Raw genomic sequence first — 22,065 nt, 5'->3', positions numbered from 1 at the left:
TGACGGGGGCCGGCGGGCGGGATGTCGGGTACGCCACACCGCCCGGTACGATCAACGGGCAGCAACGAGGAGTACAGCCCATGAGTGAGCGCAGCGAGCGAGTCAGGCTCAGTGCGACGGTGCCTCATCACGGCACGGAGCGAAGCGGAGTGCCGGCATGAGCGAGCGTCTTTGCACCGTCCTGCTCTACAGCGACGACCAGCAGGTCCGGGACCGGATGCGACTGGCCGTCGGCACCCGTCCCGCGCCGGGCATCCAGATCGAGTTCGTCGAGGCGTCCGACTACTTCGGCTGCGTCCGGCTGGTCGACGACTACGAGATCGACCTGATGCTGCTCGACGGCGAGGCCAGCCCCGGCGGCGGCCTCGGCATCGCCCGCCAGATCAAGGACGACCGGGACGACGCCCCACCCACCTGCGTGGTCATCGCCCGGGCCGCCGACCGATGGCTCGCCTCGTACGCACAGGTCGACGGCGTGCTGATGCACCCGCTCGACCCGGTGACCACCGGAACCACGGTCGCCGAGCTGCTGCGTACGCACGCCGCCGCCTGAGTCAGACGCACTCGGCGGCGCCCAGGCGCCCGGGGTGACGGGCGCACCCGTCCACCCGCACCCCCACGCCCGCTCGGGAGGCCCACCATGGGCGAACGGACCTGGCCGCACCTGCTCAACGCGCTGCTGCGCGGCGACGAGCTGTCCACCGCCGACACCGCCTGGGCGATGAACGAGATCATGGCGGGTGCCGCCGGCCCGGCGCAGATCGCCGGCTTCGCGGTCGCGCTGCGCGCCAAGGGCGAGACCCCGGCCGAGCTGGCCGGCCTGGTCGAGGCGATGCTCGGCAACGCGGTGCCGGTGACCCTGCCGGAGGAGCTGCGGCGCACCGCGGTCGACGTGGTGGGCACCGGGGGTGACCTCGCCCACACGGTCAACATCTCCACGATGACCGCCCTGGTGGTGGCCGGTGCCGGTGTCCGGGTGGTCAAGCACGGCAACCGGGCCGCGTCCTCGCTGTGCGGCACCGCCGACCTGCTGGAGTTCTTCGGCGTACCGCTGGATCTCGGCCCGGAGCAGGTGGCCCGGTGCGTGGCCGAGGCGGGGATCGGCTTCTGCTTCGCGCCCCGGTTCCACCCGGGGATGCGCCACGCCGGCCCGGTCCGCCGGGAGATCGGCGTGCCGACCGCGTTCAACTTCCTCGGCCCGCTGACCAACCCGGCCCGGCCGCACGCCGGCGCGGTCGGCTGCTTCGACGCCCGGATGGCCTCCGTGATGGCCGAGGTCTTCGCCCGTCGGGGCGACTCGGTGATCGTGATGCGCGGCGAGGACGGCCTGGACGAGTTCACCACCGCCGCGCCGACCCGGGTCTGGGTGGCCCAGCAGGGCACCGTACGGGAGGCGCTGCTGGACGCAGCCGACCTCGGGGTACCCCGGTCCACCCTGGCCGACCTGCGGGGCGGCGACGCGGCCCACAACGCCGCCGTGGCCCACCGGCTGCTGGCCGGCGAGACCGGTCCGGTCCGCGACGCCGTCCTGGTCAACGCGGCCGTCGCACTGGCCACCCAGACCCCGCTGGACGGTGACCTCACCGAGGCAGTGCGCGCCGGCATGGCCCGGGCCGCCGAGTCCGTCGACTCGGGGGCGGCGGCGGCCGTCCTGGACCGCTGGGTCGACGTAGCCCGCTCCCTCTGACCCGCCGTTCCGCCTGGCCCGCTCTGACCCGCTCCCCCGGGCCGAGCGGTGTGCCGGGCATGGACTGACGGGGCTGGTGGACTGGCGGGGCTGGCGGGGAGGTGTCGGAGGGGCGTGGGAAACTACACGGGAGTAGTTCTTCCGTTTCCGACGATGGCGGCGATGTCCATCGGCGGGTTCCGGAGCGAGAGGAGACGCCCGTGTCGGACCGCGAGCTCTACTGCGACACCTGCGAGGGCGTTCAGCCGTTCGAGGCGCCACCGTGCGCCGACGGCCACGGTGCCGACTGCCCCGAGCTGCTCTGCACCGGCTGCGGCGCGGCGGTGCTGATCGCCACCTTCGCCTTCCAGCCCACCCGCCTGGCCGACCGTCGCCGCCGCCCGTCACCCGGCCGCCACGCGGCCTGACCCCTGCGGGACGCCGCCCGGAGGTCCCGTCGCGGGGTCCGCCCGGAGGCCCCGTCGCGCAATCCGGTCTGCTGAGCGGCATGACAGGATCACCTGATGCTCCGACTCACGGATTTCATCATCGACTGCCCGGACACGATGCGGCTGGCGGCCTTCTACGCCGAGGTGACGGGTCGCCCGGTCAAGGAGGGCAGCGACGAGGAGTGGGCCGGCATCCGGTTCGGCGACATCGAGTTGGCCTTCATCAGGGTGGCGGATTACCGCGCCCCACGGTGGCCCGACGGCGAGCACCCCAAGCAGTTCCACCTCGACTTCGAGGTCGACGACATCGAGGCCGAACAGCACCGCGTCCTGGCCCTCGGCGCGACCCTGGCGCAGGACTTCGTCGGCCCCGAAGGCTACGGATGGCGGGTCTACACCGACCCCGTCGGCCACCCCTTCTGCCTCTGCCGCAACCGGGGTGTCACCTGGACCGACCAGGGGCCCGTCTGGCCCGAGCCAGCCTGATCCACAGCATGGTTGATCCACACTATTGAGCCGAAACAGCGGTATCAGGTCGCGGCGATACCGCTACTTCGGCCCGCTGGAGTCGATCACCCGACGACGACGGGCCCGCCTCCCGGGTGGGGAGACAGGCCCGTCGTCGTCGGATCAGTGCTCGGCGGTACGCCGGGTGCCGGAGTAGTACTCGAAGAGCAGGCCGCAGGCGGCGAAGATGACCATCACCAGGCCCAGGCCGAGCAGCCAGAACTGCCAGAACACCAGGCCGAGACCGGCGACCGCGGCGGCCAGCGCCAGCCCGAACGGCCAGTAGCTGCCGGGGCTGAAGAAGCCGATCTCGCCCGCGCCGTCGGCGATCTCACCGTCCGGCCGGTCCTCCGGACGCAGGTCGATGCGGCGGGAGACGAACCAGAAGAAGCCGCCGCACATCGCGCAGAGCAGGAAGGACAGCAGCAGGGCCACCGTGCCGACCCACTCGACCTGGCCGCCGGAGTCGCCGTACGTCCACGCGCCGTAGAGGGCCGTCGCGCCGAGCAGGAACACGGCGATGATCAGGAAGATACGCCACTCGGTCTTCATGCCGGATACCTCAGTTTCCCGCGCTCGCGGACGCGTCGTCCGGGTTGAAGTTGTCCTTCGTACGACGGGTGTCGAAGGGCTGCGTGGTCTTCGCGTAGGGGTCCTGACCGATGGCGGTCAGCGCCTCCTGCGTCGACTTGCCGTCCCGCTTGGCCGCGAGGAACTGGTCGTACGCCTCCGGGGAGACCACCCGCAGCTCGAAGTTCATGAAGGCGTGGTAGCTGCCGCACAGCTCGGCGCAGCGACCCACGTACGCGCCCTCGGACTCCAGCTTGGAGACCTCGAACACGTTACGGATCTTGCCGGGCATCACGTCGCGCTTGAACAGCAGCTCCGGCACCCAGAAGGAGTGGATGACGTCGCGGCTGGTCTCCTCGAACCGGATGGACCGGTTGGTCGGCAGCACCAGCACCGGGATGACCTCGCTGGTGCCCAGCACCGACGCCACGGTGTTGGCCTCGGTGCCCTGGCCGTCGCGGTAGTTGAACTGCCAGTTCCACTTGAAGGCGACGACCTCGACGGTGACGTCGGGGTTCTTCGTCGTGCGCACCACGTCGGTCTGGACCACGGCCGTGTAGTAGAAGAGCACGGAGACGATCAGGATCGGCGCGATGGTGTAGAGGAACTCCATCGGCAGGTTGTAGCGGGTCTGCACCGGCAGCTCGTTGCCGCGCTTGCGGTAACGCACGACGCACCAGAAGATCAGGCCCCAGACGAAGACACCGACCGCCAGGGCGGCGATGCAGGAGGCGATCCACAGGTCGTACATCCGGTGCGACTCGGGGGTGATGCCGCCCTGCGGCCAGCCGAAGCCGTCGACCGAGCGGCCGACGTCACACCCGGTGAGCAGAACCAGCAGCGCAGCTCCGCCGAGACCGAGCCCGGCGAGCCGGCCAGCACCACGCCGCCGACGCACACCGGCTCCGGGGGAAGCACCGTGCCGTACGGCCGACGGCCGTACCTCCGAACTCCTTGCGACCACCTGGTCCTGCCTCCCTAGCGCGCCGCGGTGGGGTATTCCATCAGCACCGACGGCAAAGGCGTCACCGACGGTCGCAGATTACTCGACCATGGCGGGCTCGACGGTCTTGGGGTCAGTGTCCGCCCCCATCGGGGGGTGCCGTCCGCCTTCGACGCGATAGCGTCTGCGGTCGTGAGTGCCCACCCGGTCTACCTGGACGCGGCCACCGCCGCGCCGCTGCACCCGGTGGCCCGGCAGGCGCTGCTGGCCGCCCTCGACGACGGCTGGGCCGACCCCGCCCGCCTCTACAGCCGGGCCCGCCGGGCCGGGCAGCTCCTCGACGCCGCCCGCGAGGCCACCGCCGCCACCCTCGGCGTCCGCCCCGACGAGGTCTCCTTCACCCCCAGCGGTACGCACGCCGCGCACTCCGCCGTACTCGGTGGCCTGGTCGGACGACAGCGGGCCGGGGCGACGCTGGTGCACTCGGCGATCGAGCACTCCGCGGTGCTGCACGCCGCGCAGCGGCACGTCGCGGCCGGCGGGGCCGCCACCTCCGTACCGGTGGACCGGCTCGGACGCCTCGACCTGGATGCGTGGTCGGCGGCGGTGCGCTCCCCCGGGGTGGCGCTGGCGACGCTGATCGGGGCCAGTCACGAGGTGGGCACCGTGCAGCCGGTCGCCGGGGCGGCCGACGCCTGCGCCGCCGTCGGGGTGCCGCTGTACGTCGACGCGGCCCAGCTCGTCGGCCGGGTGCCGGTGCCCGCCGGCTGGTCGGTGCTGACCGCCAGCGCGCACAAGTGGGGCGGTCCGCCGGGGGTCGGGCTGCTGGTGGTCCGCAAGGGCACCCGCTGGGAGTCGCCGTGGCCGGCCGACGAGCGGGAGTTCGGGCGTACCCCCGGGGTGGTGAACCTGCCGGCGGCGGTGGCGGCGGCGGCGAGCCTGCGCGCGGCGGCGGCCGACGCGGCGGCCGAGGCGGCCCGGCTGACGCCCCTGGTGGACCTGATCCGGTCCCGGGTCGCCGCCGAGGTGCCGGACGTGGAGGTGGTCGGCGACCCGGTCGACCGGCTCCCCCACCTGGTGACGTTCTCCTGCCTGTACGTCGACGGCGAGGTGCTGCTGCACGCGCTGGACCGGCGTGGCTTCGCCGTCTCCTCCGGCTCCTCCTGCACCTCCTCCACCCTGCGCCCGTCGCACGTGCTGGAGGCGATGGGGGTGCTGTCGCACGGCAACGTCCGGGTGTCGCTGCACCGGGAGACCACCGAGGCGGACGTGCATCGGTTCCTCGCCGAGCTGCCCGGGATCGTCGCCGAGCTGCGCGCCGACGCCGGCGTGGTCGGCCTGTGACCACCCCACCCGGGCCGGACGGCCGCCGAACCGGCGCGGACGGCCTCCCGACCGGGCCGGGCGGCGGCGAGGCGGGACCGGTGGGCCCCCGGACCGGGGCCAGCGGCGACGGGGCCCGACCGACCGGGGCGGGCGGCGACGGGACCGGGCCGGTGGAGGTGCTGGACTGTCGGGGGCAGCGCTGCCCGCTGCCGGTGATCGCGCTGGCCCGCCGGCTGCCCGAGCTGCCCGTCGGCACGGTCCTGCGGGTCCTCGCCGACGACCCAGCCGCCGCCGTCGACATCCCCGCCTGGTGCCGGATGCGCGCCCAGGAGTTCGTCGCCACCACCCCCGAGGGCCCGGGCTACGACATCCGCCGCACCCACTGACCCACCCCACCCCGCTCCGCCCCACCCTGCCCCACTCCGTCGATCATGGAGTTGTGGTGGTCGATCTGCGGCATTACTGCCGGTTCGAAGGCACCACAACTCCATGATCGACAGGGGCGGGGGTGGGGGTGGGGGTGTCGATCCAGATCAGGTGGAGGCGGCGGCCGGTGCGGGCGAAGAGCCGCAGCGCGCTCTCGGCGGTGGCGAAGTGCCCGGTCGACGTTCTTCCGTCGTGGCGCAGCAGGGCGCTGTCGGGGAAGGCCAGGCCCCAGGCAAAGACCCCGCCGTCGAGGCGGTCGCCGTACTCCTCGCAGAGCGCGAACCGGCGTGGGGCGAACTCGTTCGCAAGGTCGACGAGCATCAGGTGGAACTCCTCGGGCGTGCCGAGCGGCGCGGGGTCAGGCATGACCACCTCCAAGAGTCGTTGCTATACGTATAGCTCCTATCCTTGCTCTTCGGAAGACTCGACGGCATGATGTTCTTCGTCGGTACGAGTCGTGGAGGCGATACATGGGCAGGCGAACAGATCCTTCGGCGCTGCGCTGGCTGATCGGTGCCGAGCTGGGTCGGTATCGCCGCGAGGCACCGATGACGCTGACCGAGCTGTCGGCCCGCACCGGCATCGGCAAGCCGAAGCTCGGCCACATGGAGACCGGCCGTTACCAGCAGTTTCCCGAGGACATCGCGGCCGTGCTCCGCGCCTGCGGGGCCGACCAGCCCGCGATCGACCGGCTGACCACGCTGGCCGGCCGCTCCGACGCCAAGACCTGGTGGGCACCCTGGGCCGCGGTGATGCCGGACTGGTTCAAGACGTACGTCGGGCTGGAAGGGCTGGCCGACGGGGCGTTCGTGTTCGAGTCGATGGTCATCCCCGGTCTGCTCCAGACCGAGGAGTACGCCCAGGCGCTGACCCTGGGCACCGGATTCGTCCGCCCCGACCACGCCGAACGTTTCGTGTCGTTCCGGCAGACCCGGGCCCGGCGGCTCACCGACGACGACCCGCTCACCCTGCACGCGGTGATCGGCGAGGCGGCGCTGCGGCTACGGGTCAACGGCGACGAGACCCGGCGGGCCCAGCTCGCCCACCTGGCCACCATGTCCGAGCTGCCGAACGTCACCGTGCAGGTGCTCCGCCCCGAGGACGGCCCGCACGCCGCGACGCCACTGGGAAAGTTCGTCCTGCTGGACTTCGCCAACGTCCGCCCGATCGCCTACACCGAGGTGCTCGACGGGGCGATGTACGTGCAGGACCCGGACGGGGTACGCACCTATAGCATGGTGGCAGACAACCTGCGCCAGGTCGCCCTCTCGCCCGCCGAGTCGCGCGCGTTGATCAGGGAGTTGGCCGGCGCGGCCTAGCGCCCCTCGGAGGCCACCGTGCGCACCCCCGACCTCACCACCGCCCGCTGGTTCACCAGCAGCCGCAGCGCCAACAACGGCGACTGTGTCGAGTGTGCCGTCCTGCCCGACGGGGTGGCGGTGCGGGACAGCAAGGACCCCGCCGGCCCGGTGCTGATCTTCCCCGCCCGTCAGTGGGCGGCGTTCGTCGCCGCCACCCCGGCCCGCTCCCCCGGTCAGGCCGGCTGACCCCGCCCGACGCGGGCCGCCTTCTCCGAAACCGGCCGCCAGCCGAACCGGCCGCACGCCAGGTGCGGACCAGGACCGGGACAGCCAGGTGCCCGGACCAGGACAGCCAGGTGCCCGGACCGGAACAGCCAGTCGGGCCGGGGTCAGGTGAGGTACCGCAGGATCGCCGGGAGCGGGTCGATCGGGATGGTGGTGTCGACCACCAGGCGGGGGCCGATCAGCGGTTCGTACCCCGTGCCGCGCTGCCGGGTCTGCTCCCAGGTCGGGGCGAGCGGGTCGGCGGCATGCCGAGCCTCGACCCGGCGGCGCAGTTCCGCCTCGTCGCCGCAGTACACCTCGATCAGCCGCAGCGGCACCCCGGCCCGCTCGGCCAGCTCGAACCAGAGCCCCCGGGTGCCGGCTGCCGGGTTGGCCGCGTCGACCACCACGCTGGTGCCCAGCCCCAGCTGCACCTCGGCCAGCCCGGCCAGCGCGTCGTAGCCGGCCGGGCCCGACCCGGGGCCGGTCAGCCCGTGCCGGGCCAGCGCCCGCTCGATCGGGTCGACCGCCAGCACCGCCGCGCCCAGCGCCACGCCGACCTGCCCGGCGAGGGTGCTCTTGCCCACCCCCGGCAGGCCGGCGAAGACGACCAGGAGCTGCGTCATGGCACCAGGTGCGGCCGAACGTCCTCGGCGGCGGCGTCCCCGTACGACTCGGCCAGCCGCTTGACGAACAGGTCGCGGCGCACGTCGTACTCCTGGGTGCCGACGGTCTCCAGCACCAGGGTGGCCAGCAGCGAGCCGACCTGGGCGGCGCGTTCCAGGCCGAGACCCCAGGACAGGGCGGCGAAGAAACCGGCCCGGAAGCCGTCGCCGACCCCGGTCGGGTCGACGGCCCGGATCTCCCGGGCGATCGGCACCCGGAACGGCTCCGCGTCCCGGGTGGCGATCTCGACACCGTCCTTGCCGAGGGTGGTGACCCGGACCTTCACCCGCTCCAGGAGCTGGGCGTCGGTCAGGCCGGCCTTGCTCTGCAGCAGTGACTTCTCGTAGTCGTTGGTCATCAGGTACTCGGCGCCGTCGATCAGCGAGACCACGTCCGCGCCGTCCATCCGGGCGAGCTGCTGGGACGGGTCGGCGACGAAGGCGTAGCCCCGGTCCCGGCACTCGGCCGAGTGCCGGATCATCGCCTCCGGGTCGTTCGCGCTGACCAGGACCAGGTCGAGGCCGCCGAGCCGGTCCGCGACGGGGCCCAGCTCGATGTTGCGGGCCTCACTCATCGCGCCCGCGTAGAACGAGGCGATCTGGCACATGTCGGTGTCGGTGGTGCAGACGAAGCGGGCGGTGTGCGCCACCTCACTGACGTGCACCGAGTCACAGTCGACGCCGTGCCGCTCCAGCCAGGAGCGGTAGTCGGCGAAGTCGGCGCCGACCGCGCCGAGCAGGATCGGACTCAGCCCGAGCTGCCCCATGCCGAAGGCGATGTTGGCGGCCACCCCGCCCCGACGCAGCACCAGGTCGTCCACCAGGAAGGAGAGCGACACCTTGTGCAGCTGGTCGGCGATGAGCTGGTCGGCGAAGCGACCCGGGAAGCTCATCAGGTGGTCGGTCGCGATCGAGCCGGTCACGGCGATCTTCATGTCAACCCTCGGGGTCGGGAGCACGGCGCGGGTCAGCCTACCGGTCCGGGCGGAACGACGAGGGGGCCGTCCCGGCGCGGGACGGCCCCCTCGGACGGACCGGGACTCAGCTGAACGAGTCGCCGCAGGCGCAGGAGCTGCCCGCGTTGGGGTTGTCGATGGTGAAGCCCTGGGCGTCGATCCGGTCGGCGAAATCGATGGTCGCCCCGGCCAGGTAGGGGGCGCTCATCCGGTCGACGACGACGCCGACGCCGTCGAAGTCGGTGACGACGTCACCGTCGAGCGAGCGCTCGTCGAAGAAGAGCTGGTACCGCAGGCCGGAGCAGCCACCCGGCTGCACCGCGACCCGGAGCCGCAGGTCGTCGCGGCCTTCCTGCTCGATCAGGGCCTTGACCTTCTGCGCCGCGACGTCGGTGAGGACGACGGAAGTAGGGGCCTGGGCCTCGGTCGAGTCGGTCTGCGCTGGCGTGGTCACGTGGAAATCTCCCTGCGCGGTATGGGTCCGGACACCCTGGCCAACAGCACGCGTCGCCCAGTGATTCCCGGTGTGGTCCAGCTCCGATGGTACGCCGCCCCGGCGGAACCCACCCGGCCGGCGCGATCGCCACCGCCGGCCGCCCGCGGTGGCCCGGCCACCGGGCCACCGGCGGAGCCGCCCCGACAGCTCAGCGGCTCCACTGCCGGGCCAGCCGCGCGCCGAGCGCCCGCAGCCCCTCGGCGGGCCGGCCCATCGCCGCCGCCACCCCGCCGCGTTCCTCACCGCCGAAGTGCTCCACCAGGCTGTACGCCTCGGTCACCCCGGCGGAGGCGGCCTCCCGCCGGCCGGTGCTCACCCGTCCCGCCAGCACCACGCAGGGCACCCCCCGGTCGCGGGCCGCCCCGGCCACCCCGGCGACCACCTTGCCGCGCAGCGACTGGTGGTCGAACGAGCCCTCCCCGGTGATCACCAGATCGCAGTCGTCAAGTACGGCCTCCAGCCCGATCGCCCGGCCGACCAGGTCGATGCCGGATTCGCAGCGCCCGCCGAGGGCGAGGATCGCCGCGCCGAGGCCGCCGGCCGCTCCGCCCCCGGGCAGCGTGCCCAGGCCGGGCGGGCAGCCGGGCAGGTCCCGTTCCAGCACCGCCGCCCAGCGCTCCAGTGCGGCGTCGAGCAGCAGCACGTCGGCCCGGTCGGCGCCCTTCTGCGGGCCGTAGACGCTGCTCGCGCCGTGCAGGCCGAGCAGCGGGTTGTCCACGTCGGTGGCGGCGACCAGGGTGGCGTCGCGCAGCCGGGGCACCCCGTCGAGGGCCGCGACGGCCCTCAGCGCCGCCCCGCCGTACGGCAGGGCCCGGCCGGCGTCGTCGAGCGGGGCCGCGCCGAGCGCGGCGAACAGGCCGGCCCCGCCGTCGTTGGTGCCGGAACCGCCCAGCCCGACCACCACCGTGCGGGCTCCGTGCTCGACGGCGGCGGCGACCAGCGCGCCGAGGCCGTACGAGGTGGTGGCCTTCGGGTCGCGTTCGGCGGCGGACAGCAGGTGCAGCCCGCACGCCTGGGCGCTCTCCAGGTAGCCGACGCCGTCGGCGGTGAGCAGGATCTCACCGGTGACGGGCCTGCCCAGCGGGTCGACCGTCGGGACCGCCACCCGGCGGCCGTCGAGCGCGCCCGCGAGCACCGTGACGAAGCCCGGCCCCCCGTCGGCGAGGGGACGGATGAGCAGCTCGACGGCGTCGTCGACCTCGCGCCACCCGGCGGCGACGGCGGCGGCCACCTCCGGGGCCTCCAGGGTTCCGGCGAACTTGTCCGGGCAGAGCAGCACGCGCATGCCCCGAGTGTGGCAGGCCACATCGGCGCGGCGGCAGTGTGGCAGCCCACACCGGCAGCGGTCGTGCGAACGCCCCGTTGTGGGACCATGAGGACGTGACTTCGACCTGGGTGGAACCCTCCAACACGGCGACCGCGCTGCTGCTCCTCGGCCGCGGCAGCGACCCCGCCACCGAGCGTGGCGTGGAGTGTCCGGGAGACCTGCCGGCGCCGAGCGACCCGGACCTGGTGGCCCGGGCGACGGCGGCGAAGGCCGCGCTGGGCACGAAGGTGTTCGTCCTCGGCCACCACTACCAGCGCGACGAGGTGATCCAGTTCGCCGACGTCACCGGCGACTCGTTCAAGCTGGCCCGGGAGGCGGCGGCCCGCCCGGACGCGGAGTACATCGTCTTCTGCGGCGTGCACTTCATGGCCGAGAGCGCCGACATCCTCACCACCGACGCGCAGCGGGTCATCCTGCCCGACCTGGCGGCCGGTTGTTCGATGGCCGACATGGCGGTGCTGTCGCAGGTCGAGCGGGCCTGGGAGGTGCTGACCGACCTGGGTGTCGCGGCGGACACCGTCCCGGTGACGTACATGAACTCCTCGGCCGACATCAAGGGCTTCGTCGGCCGCAACGGCGGCGTGGTCTGCACCTCGTCGAACGCGAAGCGGGCGCTGGACTGGGCGTACGCGCAGGGTTCGAAGGTGCTGTTCCTCCCCGACCAGCACCTCGGCCGCAACACCGCCGTGCTGGAGCTGGGCTACTCGCTCGACGACTGTGTGCTCTACGACCCGCACAAGCCGAACGGCGGGCTCACCGCCGAGCAGGTCCGCGACGCGAAGATGATCCTCTGGCGGGGGCACTGCTCGGTGCACGGCCGGTTCACGCTGGACAGCGTGCAGGACGTCCGGGCCCGGGTGCCCGGGGTGACCGTGCTGGTGCACCCGGAGTGCCGGCACGAGGTGGTCACCGCCGCCGACCAGGTCGGTTCGACGGAATACATCATCAAGGCGATCGAGGCGGCCCCGGCCGGCTCGGCGTGGGCGGTCGGCACCGAGCTGAACCTGGTACGCCGGCTGGCGCTGGCCCACCCGGACAAGCAGATCATGTTCCTGGACAAGGCGGTCTGCTACTGCTCCACGATGAACCGGATCGACCTGCCGCACCTGGTCTGGGCGCTGGAGGAGCTGGTAGCCGGCCGGGTGGTCAACCAGATCACGGTCGACGCGGACACCGCGCACCACGCCCGGGTGGCGCTGGACCAGATGCTCGCGCTGCCGGGGGCCGACACCCCGCCACCCGCCACCGCCTGATTACCCGAAGTCACCGCCGAGGTACGGGAACGTACCGGATTCACCGGTTCGTTCCCGTACCGGCGCGGTGACCAATTTGCATTTCGTCACGGAGGGCTATGCTGCCGGGGCGACGTACCGCGGGGACCGTTTTGGGCCGGCCCCGCTCCGGGTACCTGGACAGCTCGTACCGGACAGCTGGACAGCATGCCCCATCATCGACTCACCCCGCACCACCCGACGCGCGCTGGAGGTTTGCGTTGACGGACGACGTCCTGGTCGTACACGGAGGTACCCCGCTCGAAGGGCGGATCCGCGTGCGCGGCGCGAAGAACCTGGTCTCCAAGGCGATGGTCGCGGCCCTGCTGGGCGACTCGCCCAGCCGGCTGTTCGACGTCCCCAAGATCCGTGACGTCGAGGTGGTCCGCGGGCTGCTCGGCCTGCACGGCGTGAAGGTGACCGACGGCACCGAGGACGGCGAGCTGGTCTTCGACCCGTCCAACGTCGAGAGCGCCAGCACCGACCAGATCAACGTGCACGCCGGGTCCAGCCGGATCCCGATCCTGTTCTGCGGCCCGCTGCTGCACCGCCTCGGCCACGCCTTCATCCCCGACCTGGGCGGCTGCCACATCGGCCCCCGCCCGATCGACTTCCACCTGCAGGCGCTGCGCGAGTTCGGCGCGACGGTCGACAAGACCCCCGAGGGTCTGCACCTGTCCGCGCCGAACGGGCTGCACGGCACCAAGTTCGCCCTGCCGTACCCGAGCGTCGGCGCGACCGAGCAGGTGCTGCTGACCGCGGTGATGGCCGAGGGCGTCACCGAGCTGCGCAACGCCGCCGTCGAGCCCGAGATCATCGACCTGATCTGCATCCTGCAGAAGATGGGCGCGATCATCAAGGTGCACACCGACCGGGTGATCGAGATCCAGGGCGTCAAGAAGCTGCACGGCTACACCCACCGGCCGATCCCCGACCGGATCGAGGCGGCGAGCTGGGCGGCGGCGGCGCTGGCCACCCGGGGCCACGTCGAGGTGCTCGGCGCGCAGCAGGCCGACATGATGACCTTCCTGAACGTCTTCCGCTCCGTCGGCGGCGAGTACGAGGTCACCGACGCCCGCCCGCCGAAGCTCGGCGACCCGGGCCAGGAGGGTGGCATCCGCTTCTGGCACCCGGGCGGCGAACTGAACGCGGTGGCCCTGGAGACCGACGTGCACCCCGGTTTCATGACCGACTGGCAGCAGCCCCTCGTGGTGGCGCTGACCCAGGCCCGGGGGCTGTCGATCGTCCACGAGACGGTCTACGAGCAGCGCCTGGGCTACACCGAGGCGCTGAACACCATGGGCGCCAACATCCAGGTCTACCGCGACTGCCTCGGCGGCACCCCCTGCCGGTTCGGCCGACGCAACTTCAAGCACTCCGCGGTGATCGCCGGGCCGAGCAAGCTGCACGCCGCCGACCTGGTCATCCCGGACCTGCGGGCCGGGTTCAGCCACCTGATCGCGGCGCTCGCCGCCGAGGGCACCTCCCGGGTGTACGGCGTCGACCTGATCAACCGGGGCTACGAGGACTTCGAGGCCAAGCTGGCCAACCTCGGCGCGCACGTCGAGCGGCCGTAACCAGCCGCGTCCCCCGACCGGCCCCGACCCCTGCCGTCGGCCCGGCCGACCCGCTCCATCGAGCGCCCGGTGCACCCGTGATGTGCACCGGGCGCCGTCGTATGGCTACCCTTCACCTCGTGCCGTCGCTGTTTCGCCGCAAGTCCGCCGACTCCGACTCCTCCGCCACCGCCCCGGTGGTGACCGAGGAGCCACCCGCCGCGCGCCCCCGGGGCTACACCCCGAGCAAGAAGGAACTGGGCGTCGAGACCCCGAAGCGGCCGGTCGCCGGCCGCCGGCCGGCCGGCCCGACCCGGCCGCTGACCAAGGAGGAGGCCCGGGAGCAGCGTCGCAAGGCGCGCACCGAGGCCGCCGCCGAGTTCCGCCGCGAGGGTGGCCCCCGGGACCGGGGGCCGGAACGGCTGCTCGCCCGCAACGTGGTCGACTCCCGGCGGACCATCGGCACCTGGTTCTTCGGCGGCGCGTTGATCGTGCTGATCGGCTCGAACGCGGCGATGCCGCAGGCGATCCGGCTCGCCTCCAACGTGGTGTGGGGTGCGCTCGCGCTCGGCGTGGTGATCGACTCGGTGCTGATCTCCCGGCGGATCAAGAAGCTGGTGCGGGAACGCCACCCCAACAGCGGCGAGCGGATGGGGTCGCTGTACCTCTACGCGATCATGCGGTCGATCACCTTCCGTCGGATGCGCGCCCCGGCCCCCCGGGTGAACATCGGCGACCCGATCTGACAGGCGGTCAGGACGGGCGGCGCGGGTCGGGGGCCGGGCTGCGGTAGAGCCGGGCCACCACGTCCTCGATGTCCGGTTCGACGATCGAGAGGTCACGCAGCGCGACCAACCCGGCCAGCGCGGCGACCACCTCCGTCACCCCCGCCGACTCCAACGCGTAGACCAGCCGGTGGCCGTCCGCCTCGACCCGGTGCAGCGCCGCCCCCGCCGGTCGCGGCGGGACCGCCAGCGGGGCGTCCAGGTCGGCGACGACGAGCCGGCGGGAGCCGTACCGGGCGTGCAGGGCGGCGATCGTCCCGTCGTGCACCACCCGGCCGTGGTCGACCACCACCAGCCGGGCGCAGAGCCGCTCGATGTCGGCCAGGTCGTGCGTGGTGAGCACCAGGGTGGTGTCGCCGGTACGGCCCAGCTCGGCGAGGAAGCCCCGGACGGCCTGCCTGCTCACCACGTCCAGCCCGATGGTCGGTTCGTCGAGGAAGAGCACCTGCGGGTCGTGCAGCAGCGCGGCGGTCAACTCGCCCCGCATCCGCTGCCCCAGCGAGAGCTGGCGGACCGGGGTGGCCAGGAAGTCGTCCAGGTCGAGCAGGTCGCGGCAGCGGCGCAGCCGGGCGGCGTGCGCGGCGGCCGGCACCCGGTAGAGGTGGCGCAGCAGGTCGAACGAGTCGGCCAGCGGCAGGTCCCACCAGAGCTGGGAACGCTGGCCGAAGACCACCCCGATCCGTAGCGCCAGCCGGGTCCGGTCGGCGACCGGACGCAGCCCGCACACCCGGGCCCGACCCGCCGACGGGCTCAGCACCCCGGTGAGCATCTTCAGGGTGGTCGACTTGCCCGCCCCGTTCGGGCCGATGTAGCCGAGCATCTCGCCGCGCTCCACCCGCAGGTCGATGCCGTCCACGGCGGTGACGGTCCGCTTCTGCCGACGCAGCCGGCCCGCCTTCACCCGTACCGTGAACTCCTTGCGCAGCCCGTCCAGCTCGATGACGCTCATGACCCCGTACTCCGGTAGTGGCGGATGCCGGTGCGCCAGGCCGCCGCCGCGCCCGCGACGGCGACCAGGGCCACCCCCGGCGCGGCCCAGCCGGCCCACGACGGCAGGCCGAGCGGGTCGGCGCGGCCCAGCAGCGCCAGCGCCGGCTGGTAACTGACGAAGGCGAACCCCAGGCCGTACGCGAAGGCGGCCCGGAACCACCCGTCGAAGATGGTCACCGGGTACGTGGTGAAGTCCCGCCCGCCGTAGGTGACCGAGTTGGCCAGCTCACCGGAGTCCACCCACCAGAACGACACGGTGGCGGTCGCCACGAAGAGCGACCCGAAGAACACCACCCCGGCCAGCGGGGCGACCACCGCCAACGCCACCCGGGCCGGCGTCCAGTCGATCCCGGCCGAGGTCAGCGCCACCACCAGCACGCCCACCCCGAACACGCCCCGGGACACCTTGCGCAGCGGCAGGTTCATCAGCAGCAGTTGGGGCAGCGCGCCGAGCGGGCGCAGCAGCACCGCGTCGAACAGGCCGGTCCGCACGTGGGTGGGCAGCCGCTCGATGTTGCCGACCAGCAGGTCCGCCACCGCGAAGGCGCTTGACGACAACCCCACCATCACCAGCGTCTCGCGCAGCGTGAACCCGCCCAGCTCCCGGGTCACCCCGTAGATCACCAGGACGGTGACCACGTCGAACACGGTGGCCCCCACGTTGCCCACCAGGTCCAGCAGGAACGACGCCCGGTAGGTGGTCTGCGCGCGGGCCTGCGCCCCGAGCAGCGCCCGGTACGCCCCGAACGTCCCACCCGGCCGGAGCGGACGGTCCGCTGCGGTCACCGCCGCCCGGTGCTCAACCACCCTGCACCACCAGGCGGCGTTCGGCCCGCCGCTGCACCAGCCGACAGGCGGCCAGCACCAGCACCGCCCAGCCGAGCTGGAGCGCGACCAGGCCGACCTGGACCGCCGGTGGGTCCCGCTCCACCAGCACGTCGAGCGGGGTCTGCATCAGGCTCGGGAACGGGGTGCCGCACCACAGCACCAGTTGCAGCCACTGCGGCAGGAACCGCAGCGGGAAGTAGAGCCCGGCCAGCACCCCCGAGCCGAGGGTCCACAGCAGCAGCGGACCCCGCGCGTCCTGCCACCAGTAGGCGGCGGCGTTGACCAGGAACCGGCAACCGAAGCAGAGCACCACGGCGGTCACCACGGAGACCACGAAGAGCCCGCCGGTGGGCCACCGCGACGGCAGGTAGACGTCGAAGAAGAGCGGCCCGACCAGGACCGGCGGCAGCAGCCGGGCCAGAGCCGCGTACCCGGCCCGACCCAGGTCGGTGGCGAGGTAGCTGGTCACCGGGTGCACCGGGCGGAGCAGGTCGGCGGCCACGTCGCCGGTGCGGATCCGGTCGGCCAGGTCGCTCCAGCCCCAGAGCAGCACCACGGCGAGCAGCCCCTGACCCATCCAGACGAAGGTCGCGAGCTGGGTCCGGTCGTACCCGCCGACCGTCCCGGAACCGGCCGCGGCCAGCAGCACCGCGCAGTGCAGGAAGCCGAACACGGTGTTGGTCACGGCACCGGCCACGGCCGCCTGCCGGTAGGTGGAGTAGCGACGGAAGCCGGCCCGGGATAAAGCCCCGAATGTCCGGAACCATCGGGTAACGTTTGCGCTCGTGGACGGAGCCGCAGTGGCGGTGACCGAGCCCACGCCGTTACCCTCCTTCCGCAGCCCCGCCGTGCCGGACGGGGGACTCTACCGGCATCCCGGGGCGCCCTGCACGACAATTTGCAACGAGGTGACACCGCCGTGAGCGAGCGACGCGAGCCAGGCATCGGGCCGCGCCGCACGCGTGGACCCGGAGCCCCCCGGTGACGGGCTGGTCCGACCGTTGGGACGCCCCCGCGGAACCGTCCTGGGTGATCGAGCCGACCAGCGAGTGGCACCCGCAGTTCCCCGGGCAGCGCTATCCCGGCGACCTCGGCTCCCAGTACGCCGACCCCCGGGGGCGGGTCACCGCCACCGGCCGCGCCGAGGTGCCCCCGCTCGCCCCGACCCGCTCCGACGGCACGTACCTCGGCCGGTCCTGGTCCGACCTGGACGACGGGCCGCCCCGCCGGGACGACCCCCGCGACGAGCGGCACGCCCACGACCCGTACCGCCGGCTGGCCGACGAGACGTACCGGGGGCCCACCGACGAGGCGTACCGGCGGCCGTCGGACGAGTCGGTCTGGCAGCGGGAACGCCGGCAGCCCGCAGCCGAGCGGCACGACGACCGGCCGGCCGACCGGGTCAGCTGGTCGGACCGTCGGCGGGGCGGCGCCGAACCGGCACCGACCGGTTGGCACCGCGACCGGGCCGACACCGACCGGTACGACAGCCCGCCCCGGCAGGAGCGCAGCGCCCCCGGGATCACGCCGGTCTCCCCCGGCGGCCCACCCGTGTCCCCCGCGCCCCGCCACGAGCCGCCCCGCGACCGTCCCGACCGGTTCACCGGGCCGGACCGGCGGCGCGAACCCGACGAGGGCCCGCCCCGGCGGCGCACCACCAGCGAACGCCCCACCGGCGGACCCGGTCACCGGGGCGACGACGAGCCGCTCCACCGCGCCCCCGACCGGTACGACCCGTACCCGGGCGGACCCGCACCGGGCGGGGACCTGCCGGCCCGGTTCCGGGAGGACGACCCGCCCCGTCGGGACGCCGACCGGCGGCCCGCCGCGCACGGGCACGCGGACCGGTGGCAGCGCCCGCTCCACGACACCCCGCCGGTCCGCCCGCGCGACGACACCCCGCCCGGCCGCCCGCCGCGCCACGACGCCCCGGGCACGACGCCGGCCATCCCCGAGGAGCGGTGGCAGCATCCGCGTGGCCACGGCGAGCGTCGGCCGGCTCAGCCGTACGAGCCGGCGGCCCGCCAGGTGGCGTACCCCGACCTGCGTCCGCAGGACGAGCCGTACCGCGAGCCGTGGGGTCGTACCGGCACCGGGCCCCGCCCGACACGGGAACCGGACCAGGGCCGCGACGGGCGGCCGGCGTACCCCACCCGGCACGAGCCACCCACCCGCCACGAGGACCGTCCGGCGGCCTGGACCGCGCCGGGGCAGCCCGGCGACACCCGTCCCGGCGGCGTCGTGCCGCCCCTCGGCCCACCGCCCGGCCGTCCGGTGTCCGGGGCACCGGTCTCCGGGCTCCCGGTGTCACCGGCTCCGGTGTCACCGGCTCCGGTGTCGTCGCCACCCGGCACGACCACGGCGGGCCGGCCCGCGACCGGTCCGTGGGGTCCCCGGCCCGGTCCTCCCCCACCGCCGGCCGACGCCCGGCCGGGTGACGCCGATGCACCGGCACCGACGGCCAGCCGGCCGACCCCCCTACCACCGGACGCCCCCGCGTCCCCCACCGAGCTGCCCACCCGCAGGCGTCACGCCGCCGGCCGGCCGCCCATCCCCGCCCCGGACCAGGCCGCCCCGGTCTCCGCGCCGCCGGCCGCCCGGTTGCACGTCGAGTTCCGCCAGCCGTCGGAGAACGCGCCACCGGTCGACCGGCCCGCCGGACACTCCCCGACCGCACCCGGGGCCGACCGGCCGACCGACCCGGATGGCTTCCGGCGCTCCTCCGCCGCACCCACCACCGGGACCGAACGGCCGACCGACCCGGGCACCGCCGGACGCCCACCGGCGGCAGCCGCCACCGACCGGCCCGCCCTGGAGATCACCCCCGACCGGCCCCGCCGGTACGTTCCGCCGGCACCGGAGTCCGGCGGCACCGGCCGTCCCGTCAGCACCGCCCCGACCACGCCGGGAGGCTCGACGGCCTGGTTCCGGCCCGGCCGGTCGACCCCCACGCCGGCCACCCCGCCCGACGGCACGACGGCGGCCGGCCGGCCGACGGGCGGTGCCGCGCCGGACCCGGCCACGCCCGGCCGCCCGGCCACGCCCGACGGGGCACCGACCGGTGGCACTGACGTTCCCGTGCCCCGCTCGCCGGCACCCCCGTCGCACCCCGCCGACCCGGGCCCGCCCCCACCGACCACCGGCGACCCGGGCCGGTCGACCACCCCGGTCGACGGCCCCGCCGACCCCGGTGTCCGGGCCTCCGCCGCAACCGGGGCGCACCCCGTGCACGGTGGCCCGGCCGACGTCGGAGCCGCCACCCGGCAGCCCGGTACCGGGCGTCCCGTCCCGGCGACCCCCGACGCCCTGCCCGACGCCCCCGATCCGGTCGGTGACCCCCGCCGAACCGCCGGGAGTGGTCCTTCCGCGACGCCGGACCCGGCCACCCCGCTGGACGTGCCGGGCGGGGACGGCCCGGAGAACCGGTCCGGCGCGGTCGACGTCGGCCCGACGCGGGAGTCCACCCCGGTCGCCACCACCGGCCGCGACCCGGCCGACGATTACGCCGTCCCGGCGGTCGTCCCCGACCGCACCGCCCCGGTGTCCCCCGCACCCGCCACCGGCAGCACCGTCACCGATCCGGTCGACACCGCCACACCTGACACCGCCCTACCCGACACCACCCTGCCCCACAGCGCACCGACCGGCACCGCATCGACCGGGGCCGGTCCGGCCGGCAGCGCCGTGGGACGCGACGACCTGGCCCGCGCCCGGCCGACGGGCCCCGGACCGGGCGGCACCCCCACGAAGGACGACGGAGCGGCCCGCACCGGTCCGGGCGACACCGCATCGACCGAAGCCGGTCCGGTCGGCACCGGCACGGGAGACGACGAACCGCGCCGCACCTGTCAGGTCGGCACCGGCCCGGACAGCACCGTGGCCGTCGGCACCGGCCCGGACAGCACCGTGGCCGTCGCCACCGGACCGGACAGCGCCCCGACCGGCGGCACCGGACCGGACAGCGCCCCGACCGGCGGCACCGGACCGGACGGCGCCGGGACGGGCGGCGGCGATCCGGCGGCCCCGGTGCCGGTCGGCGACCCGCACGGACCGGCGTCGCCGGACCGGGCCGTCCCGGCGAGCCCGGCCGCGACCGCGCACCGGCCGGCGACCCCGGACCGACCCACCGCCACCGACCCGCTGGCGACCGGGGACCGGGCCGGCACCACGGACCGCCCGACAGGCACCGACCGGACCACCGCCCCGGACCGGACCGCGCCCGACGACCAGGCCGCCCTCGCGGACCGGCCGGCAGGCGCGGACCGGGCCGGCACCACGGAACGGGGGGCCACCGGGGACCACGTCAGCACCACGCGGCACGGGGACCGGGCCACCGCTGCGGGCCCGAACGCGGGCACCCCGGCGGCCGGGGACGCCGCGACGACGCTCCGGCAGGCCGACCCGGAGCAGGTGCTCGCCGGCTACCGGTGGCGGTTGGACCCGGAGACCCTGCGCGAGGTGGTCGACGACCCGGCGGAGCTACGCGGCATCCGCCGCCGGTTGACCGAGAAGCTCGCCTCGGCCCTGGACAACCGGGCCCGCGCCCGGCTGCTCAGCCTGCGGGCGGTGCTGTCCCGGCTGGTCGACGACCTGGACGACGCGGTGGCCGACGGCCGGCTCGCGCTGACCTACGCGGAGGCGACCGGTGAGCTGCGGCGTACCGCACTGGCCCGGGCACGGCTGGCCGAGGCGCTGCGGTGGAAGGGTGAGTTCACCGAGGCCGACCGGCTGTTCACCGAGGCCAACTCGACGGAACTGCCGGACCGGCTGCGCTCGGCGCTGCACGAGCACGCCGGCCGGTCCTGCTACGACCAGGGCCGCTTGATCGAGGCGTGTGGACACTTCGAACGGGCCCTGGACCTGTACCGGGCCGAGGACGAGGAGCTGACCGACCGGATCGCGGTGTGCCTGGACGCGGTGCACGCCCGCGCGGCGGCCCGGGGCGGCTTCGGGCCGTACCCGCGTAGTCGGGACGAGGTGCGGCACGGCCGCCGGTCCCCGCGCCCCACCCACGACGGCCGGGGTCGCTGGGGGTACGCCGACACCGACGGCGAGCTGGTCGTCGACTACCGGTACGTCGAGGCGCAGCCGTTCCACGAGCGGATGGCCTGGGTACGCCACCCCGACCAGGCCGGGTGGGAGCTGATCGACGAGACGGGCGGCACCCTGCTCGGTCCCGCGTACGCCCGGGTGCTGGCCTTCTCCGACGGCCTGGCCTGGGTGTCGCAGGGCGGCGACGCGGACTGGTCGGCGATCGAGCCGGACGGGACGGTGGTGGTGCCGGCGGGGTTCGAGGAGGTCAGGCCGTTCCGGGCCGGGGTGGCGGTGGTGCGCCGGGGCGGTTGGGGGGCGGTGGACCGGCACGGTCGGCTGGTCGTCCCGCCGCGTTACCACGGGATCGACACGACGCTGTCCGACGGCCGCCGGCTCGACGGGTTCACCGACGAGGGGCTGGCCGTGGTGGAGCTGGCCGGCCGGCGGGGGGTGCTCGACCGCACCGGCGCCGTGCTGGTCCGGCCGGTGCACCCGGCGCTGGTGGTGCACCCGGTGGCGTTCCTCGTCGGCGACGGGATGAACCACTGGGGAGCGCTGGACCGGCGGGGCGAACCGCTGATCCCCCCGGTGCACCCCGACTGGGACACGGTGGTGGCGGAGATCGACCGGCTGCTCGCCGACGCCCACCCCGTGCTCTGACGCCGGTTGCGCCGGCGGGTGCCCGGCACCGGACGGGGCTAGGGT

At 74.4% G+C, this 22,065-nt stretch carries 22 protein-coding genes; 12 read left to right on the top strand and 10 right to left on the bottom strand.

What is annotated here, in order from left to right:
* Positions 1-157 precede the first annotated feature (157 nt).
* From ACN265_RS06950 to ACN265_RS06935, 4 genes are all read left to right on the top strand, one after another.
* Complete coding sequence (locus tag ACN265_RS06950; protein ID WP_363651528.1) at positions 158-553, top strand: hypothetical protein; 396 nt, start codon at positions 158-160, stop codon at positions 551-553.
* A gap of 87 nt (positions 554-640) precedes the next feature.
* Complete coding sequence (gene trpD, locus ACN265_RS06945; RefSeq protein WP_420118884.1) at positions 641-1,687, top strand: anthranilate phosphoribosyltransferase; 1,047 nt, start codon at positions 641-643, stop codon at positions 1,685-1,687.
* A gap of 200 nt (positions 1,688-1,887) precedes the next feature.
* Positions 1,888-2,094, top strand: a complete 207-nt coding sequence (locus ACN265_RS06940) for a hypothetical protein (protein WP_420118885.1) — start codon at positions 1,888-1,890, stop codon at positions 2,092-2,094.
* A gap of 96 nt (positions 2,095-2,190) precedes the next feature.
* Entirely contained in the window at positions 2,191-2,601 is a 411-nt protein-coding gene (locus tag ACN265_RS06935; protein WP_421406434.1) for a VOC family protein, read from the top strand.
* A 144-nt stretch (positions 2,602-2,745) separates the two neighbouring features.
* Here ACN265_RS06935 and ACN265_RS06930 read toward each other — a convergent pair whose 3' ends face one another.
* Positions 2,746-3,174, bottom strand: a complete 429-nt coding sequence (locus ACN265_RS06930) for a cytochrome c oxidase subunit 4 (protein WP_420118887.1) — start codon at positions 3,172-3,174, stop codon at positions 2,746-2,748.
* Between the two features lie 10 nt (positions 3,175-3,184).
* Positions 3,185-4,156, bottom strand: a complete 972-nt coding sequence (gene coxB, locus ACN265_RS06925; RefSeq protein WP_088644664.1) for a cytochrome c oxidase subunit II — start codon at positions 4,154-4,156, stop codon at positions 3,185-3,187.
* A 171-nt stretch (positions 4,157-4,327) separates the two neighbouring features.
* Here coxB and ACN265_RS06920 point away from each other — a divergent pair, with 171 nt between their 5' ends.
* Together ACN265_RS06920 and ACN265_RS06915 are read left to right on the top strand one after the other, a co-directional pair.
* Positions 4,328-5,479 carry a cysteine desulfurase family protein gene (locus ACN265_RS06920; protein ID WP_421406432.1) on the top strand — a complete coding sequence of 384 codons (1,152 nt, stop codon included), beginning with the start codon at positions 4,328-4,330 and terminating at the stop codon, positions 5,477-5,479.
* Positions 5,480-5,631: 152 nt separating this feature from the next.
* A complete protein-coding gene (locus tag ACN265_RS06915; RefSeq protein ID WP_204927893.1) occupies positions 5,632-5,847 on the top strand; it encodes a sulfurtransferase TusA family protein in 216 nt (71 codons plus the stop codon).
* Positions 5,848-5,920: 73 nt separating this feature from the next.
* Here the strand turns inward: ACN265_RS06915 and ACN265_RS06910 are convergent, their stop codons facing one another.
* Positions 5,921-6,253, bottom strand: coding sequence for a hypothetical protein (locus tag ACN265_RS06910; protein ID WP_421406431.1), 333 nt, complete (start codon positions 6,251-6,253; stop codon positions 5,921-5,923).
* A gap of 104 nt (positions 6,254-6,357) precedes the next feature.
* Here ACN265_RS06910 and ACN265_RS06905 point away from each other — a divergent pair, with 104 nt between their 5' ends.
* Together ACN265_RS06905 and ACN265_RS06900 are read left to right on the top strand one after the other, a co-directional pair.
* On the top strand, positions 6,358-7,206 hold the full coding sequence (locus tag ACN265_RS06905) for a helix-turn-helix domain-containing protein (protein WP_421406430.1): 849 nt from the start codon (positions 6,358-6,360) through the stop codon (positions 7,204-7,206).
* A gap of 18 nt (positions 7,207-7,224) precedes the next feature.
* Entirely contained in the window at positions 7,225-7,434 is a 210-nt protein-coding gene (locus ACN265_RS06900) for a DUF397 domain-containing protein (RefSeq protein WP_421406429.1), read from the top strand.
* Positions 7,435-7,577: 143 nt separating this feature from the next.
* On the opposite strand, the gene ACN265_RS06895 is transcribed toward ACN265_RS06900, so the two are convergent.
* The 4 genes from ACN265_RS06895 to ACN265_RS06880 all read right to left on the bottom strand — a co-directional run bounded on the left by ACN265_RS06895 (position 7,578) and on the right by ACN265_RS06880 (position 10,854).
* Positions 7,578-8,078, bottom strand: a complete 501-nt coding sequence (locus ACN265_RS06895) for an AAA family ATPase (RefSeq protein ID WP_420115306.1) — start codon at positions 8,076-8,078, stop codon at positions 7,578-7,580.
* Positions 8,075-9,052 carry a carbohydrate kinase family protein gene (locus ACN265_RS06890; RefSeq protein ID WP_421406427.1) on the bottom strand — a complete coding sequence of 326 codons (978 nt, stop codon included), beginning with the start codon at positions 9,050-9,052 and terminating at the stop codon, positions 8,075-8,077. Before ACN265_RS06890 ends, ACN265_RS06895 begins: the two co-directional genes overlap by 4 nt.
* 106 nt (positions 9,053-9,158) lie before the next feature.
* Complete coding sequence (gene erpA / locus ACN265_RS06885) at positions 9,159-9,527, bottom strand: iron-sulfur cluster insertion protein ErpA (protein ID WP_067314213.1); 369 nt, start codon at positions 9,525-9,527, stop codon at positions 9,159-9,161.
* Positions 9,528-9,717: 190 nt separating this feature from the next.
* Positions 9,718-10,854: a glycerate kinase gene (locus ACN265_RS06880; RefSeq protein ID WP_421406425.1), complete on the bottom strand. Its 1,137-nt coding sequence runs from the start codon at positions 10,852-10,854 to the stop codon at positions 9,718-9,720.
* Positions 10,855-10,949: 95 nt separating this feature from the next.
* On the opposite strand from ACN265_RS06880, the gene nadA reads away from it, so the two are divergent.
* The 3 genes from nadA to ACN265_RS06865 all read left to right on the top strand — a co-directional run bounded on the left by nadA (position 10,950) and on the right by ACN265_RS06865 (position 14,469).
* Entirely contained in the window at positions 10,950-12,149 is a 1,200-nt protein-coding gene (gene nadA, locus ACN265_RS06875) for a quinolinate synthase NadA (protein WP_204927849.1), read from the top strand.
* Positions 12,150-12,388: 239 nt separating this feature from the next.
* On the top strand, positions 12,389-13,744 hold the full coding sequence (murA, locus tag ACN265_RS06870) for a UDP-N-acetylglucosamine 1-carboxyvinyltransferase (RefSeq protein WP_204927850.1): 1,356 nt from the start codon (positions 12,389-12,391) through the stop codon (positions 13,742-13,744).
* Between the two features lie 119 nt (positions 13,745-13,863).
* On the top strand, positions 13,864-14,469 hold the full coding sequence (locus ACN265_RS06865) for a DUF3043 domain-containing protein (protein WP_281895406.1): 606 nt from the start codon (positions 13,864-13,866) through the stop codon (positions 14,467-14,469).
* Positions 14,470-14,476: 7 nt separating this feature from the next.
* Here the strand turns inward: ACN265_RS06865 and ACN265_RS06860 are convergent, their stop codons facing one another.
* Genes ACN265_RS06860 through ACN265_RS06850 form a run of 3 tightly spaced genes read right to left on the bottom strand, consistent with a single transcriptional unit; the run spans position 14,477 to position 17,146 of the window.
* Entirely contained in the window at positions 14,477-15,457 is a 981-nt protein-coding gene (locus ACN265_RS06860; protein ID WP_421406424.1) for an ABC transporter ATP-binding protein, read from the bottom strand.
* The gene (locus tag ACN265_RS06855) at positions 15,454-16,305 is read right to left on the bottom strand and encodes an ABC transporter permease (protein WP_420115789.1); all 852 of its coding nucleotides are present in this window, start codon (positions 16,303-16,305) and stop codon (positions 15,454-15,456) included. Before ACN265_RS06855 ends, ACN265_RS06860 begins: the two co-directional genes overlap by 4 nt.
* Positions 16,298-17,146, bottom strand: coding sequence for an ABC transporter permease (locus ACN265_RS06850; RefSeq protein ID WP_421406423.1), 849 nt, complete (start codon positions 17,144-17,146; stop codon positions 16,298-16,300). Before ACN265_RS06850 ends, ACN265_RS06855 begins: the two co-directional genes overlap by 8 nt.
* A 161-nt stretch (positions 17,147-17,307) precedes the next feature.
* Here ACN265_RS06850 and ACN265_RS06845 point away from each other — a divergent pair, with 161 nt between their 5' ends.
* Positions 17,308-22,020: a WG repeat-containing protein gene (locus ACN265_RS06845; protein WP_421406421.1), complete on the top strand. Its 4,713-nt coding sequence runs from the start codon at positions 17,308-17,310 to the stop codon at positions 22,018-22,020.
* Positions 22,021-22,065 lie beyond the last annotated feature (45 nt).

The organism is Micromonospora sp. WMMD730, from assembly GCF_049178955.1.
GTDB lineage: Bacteria > Actinomycetota > Actinomycetes > Mycobacteriales > Micromonosporaceae > Micromonospora > Micromonospora wenchangensis.
The sequence above is the reverse complement of the archived record's forward strand: the minus strand, read 5'-3'. Positions and strand labels throughout refer to the sequence as shown.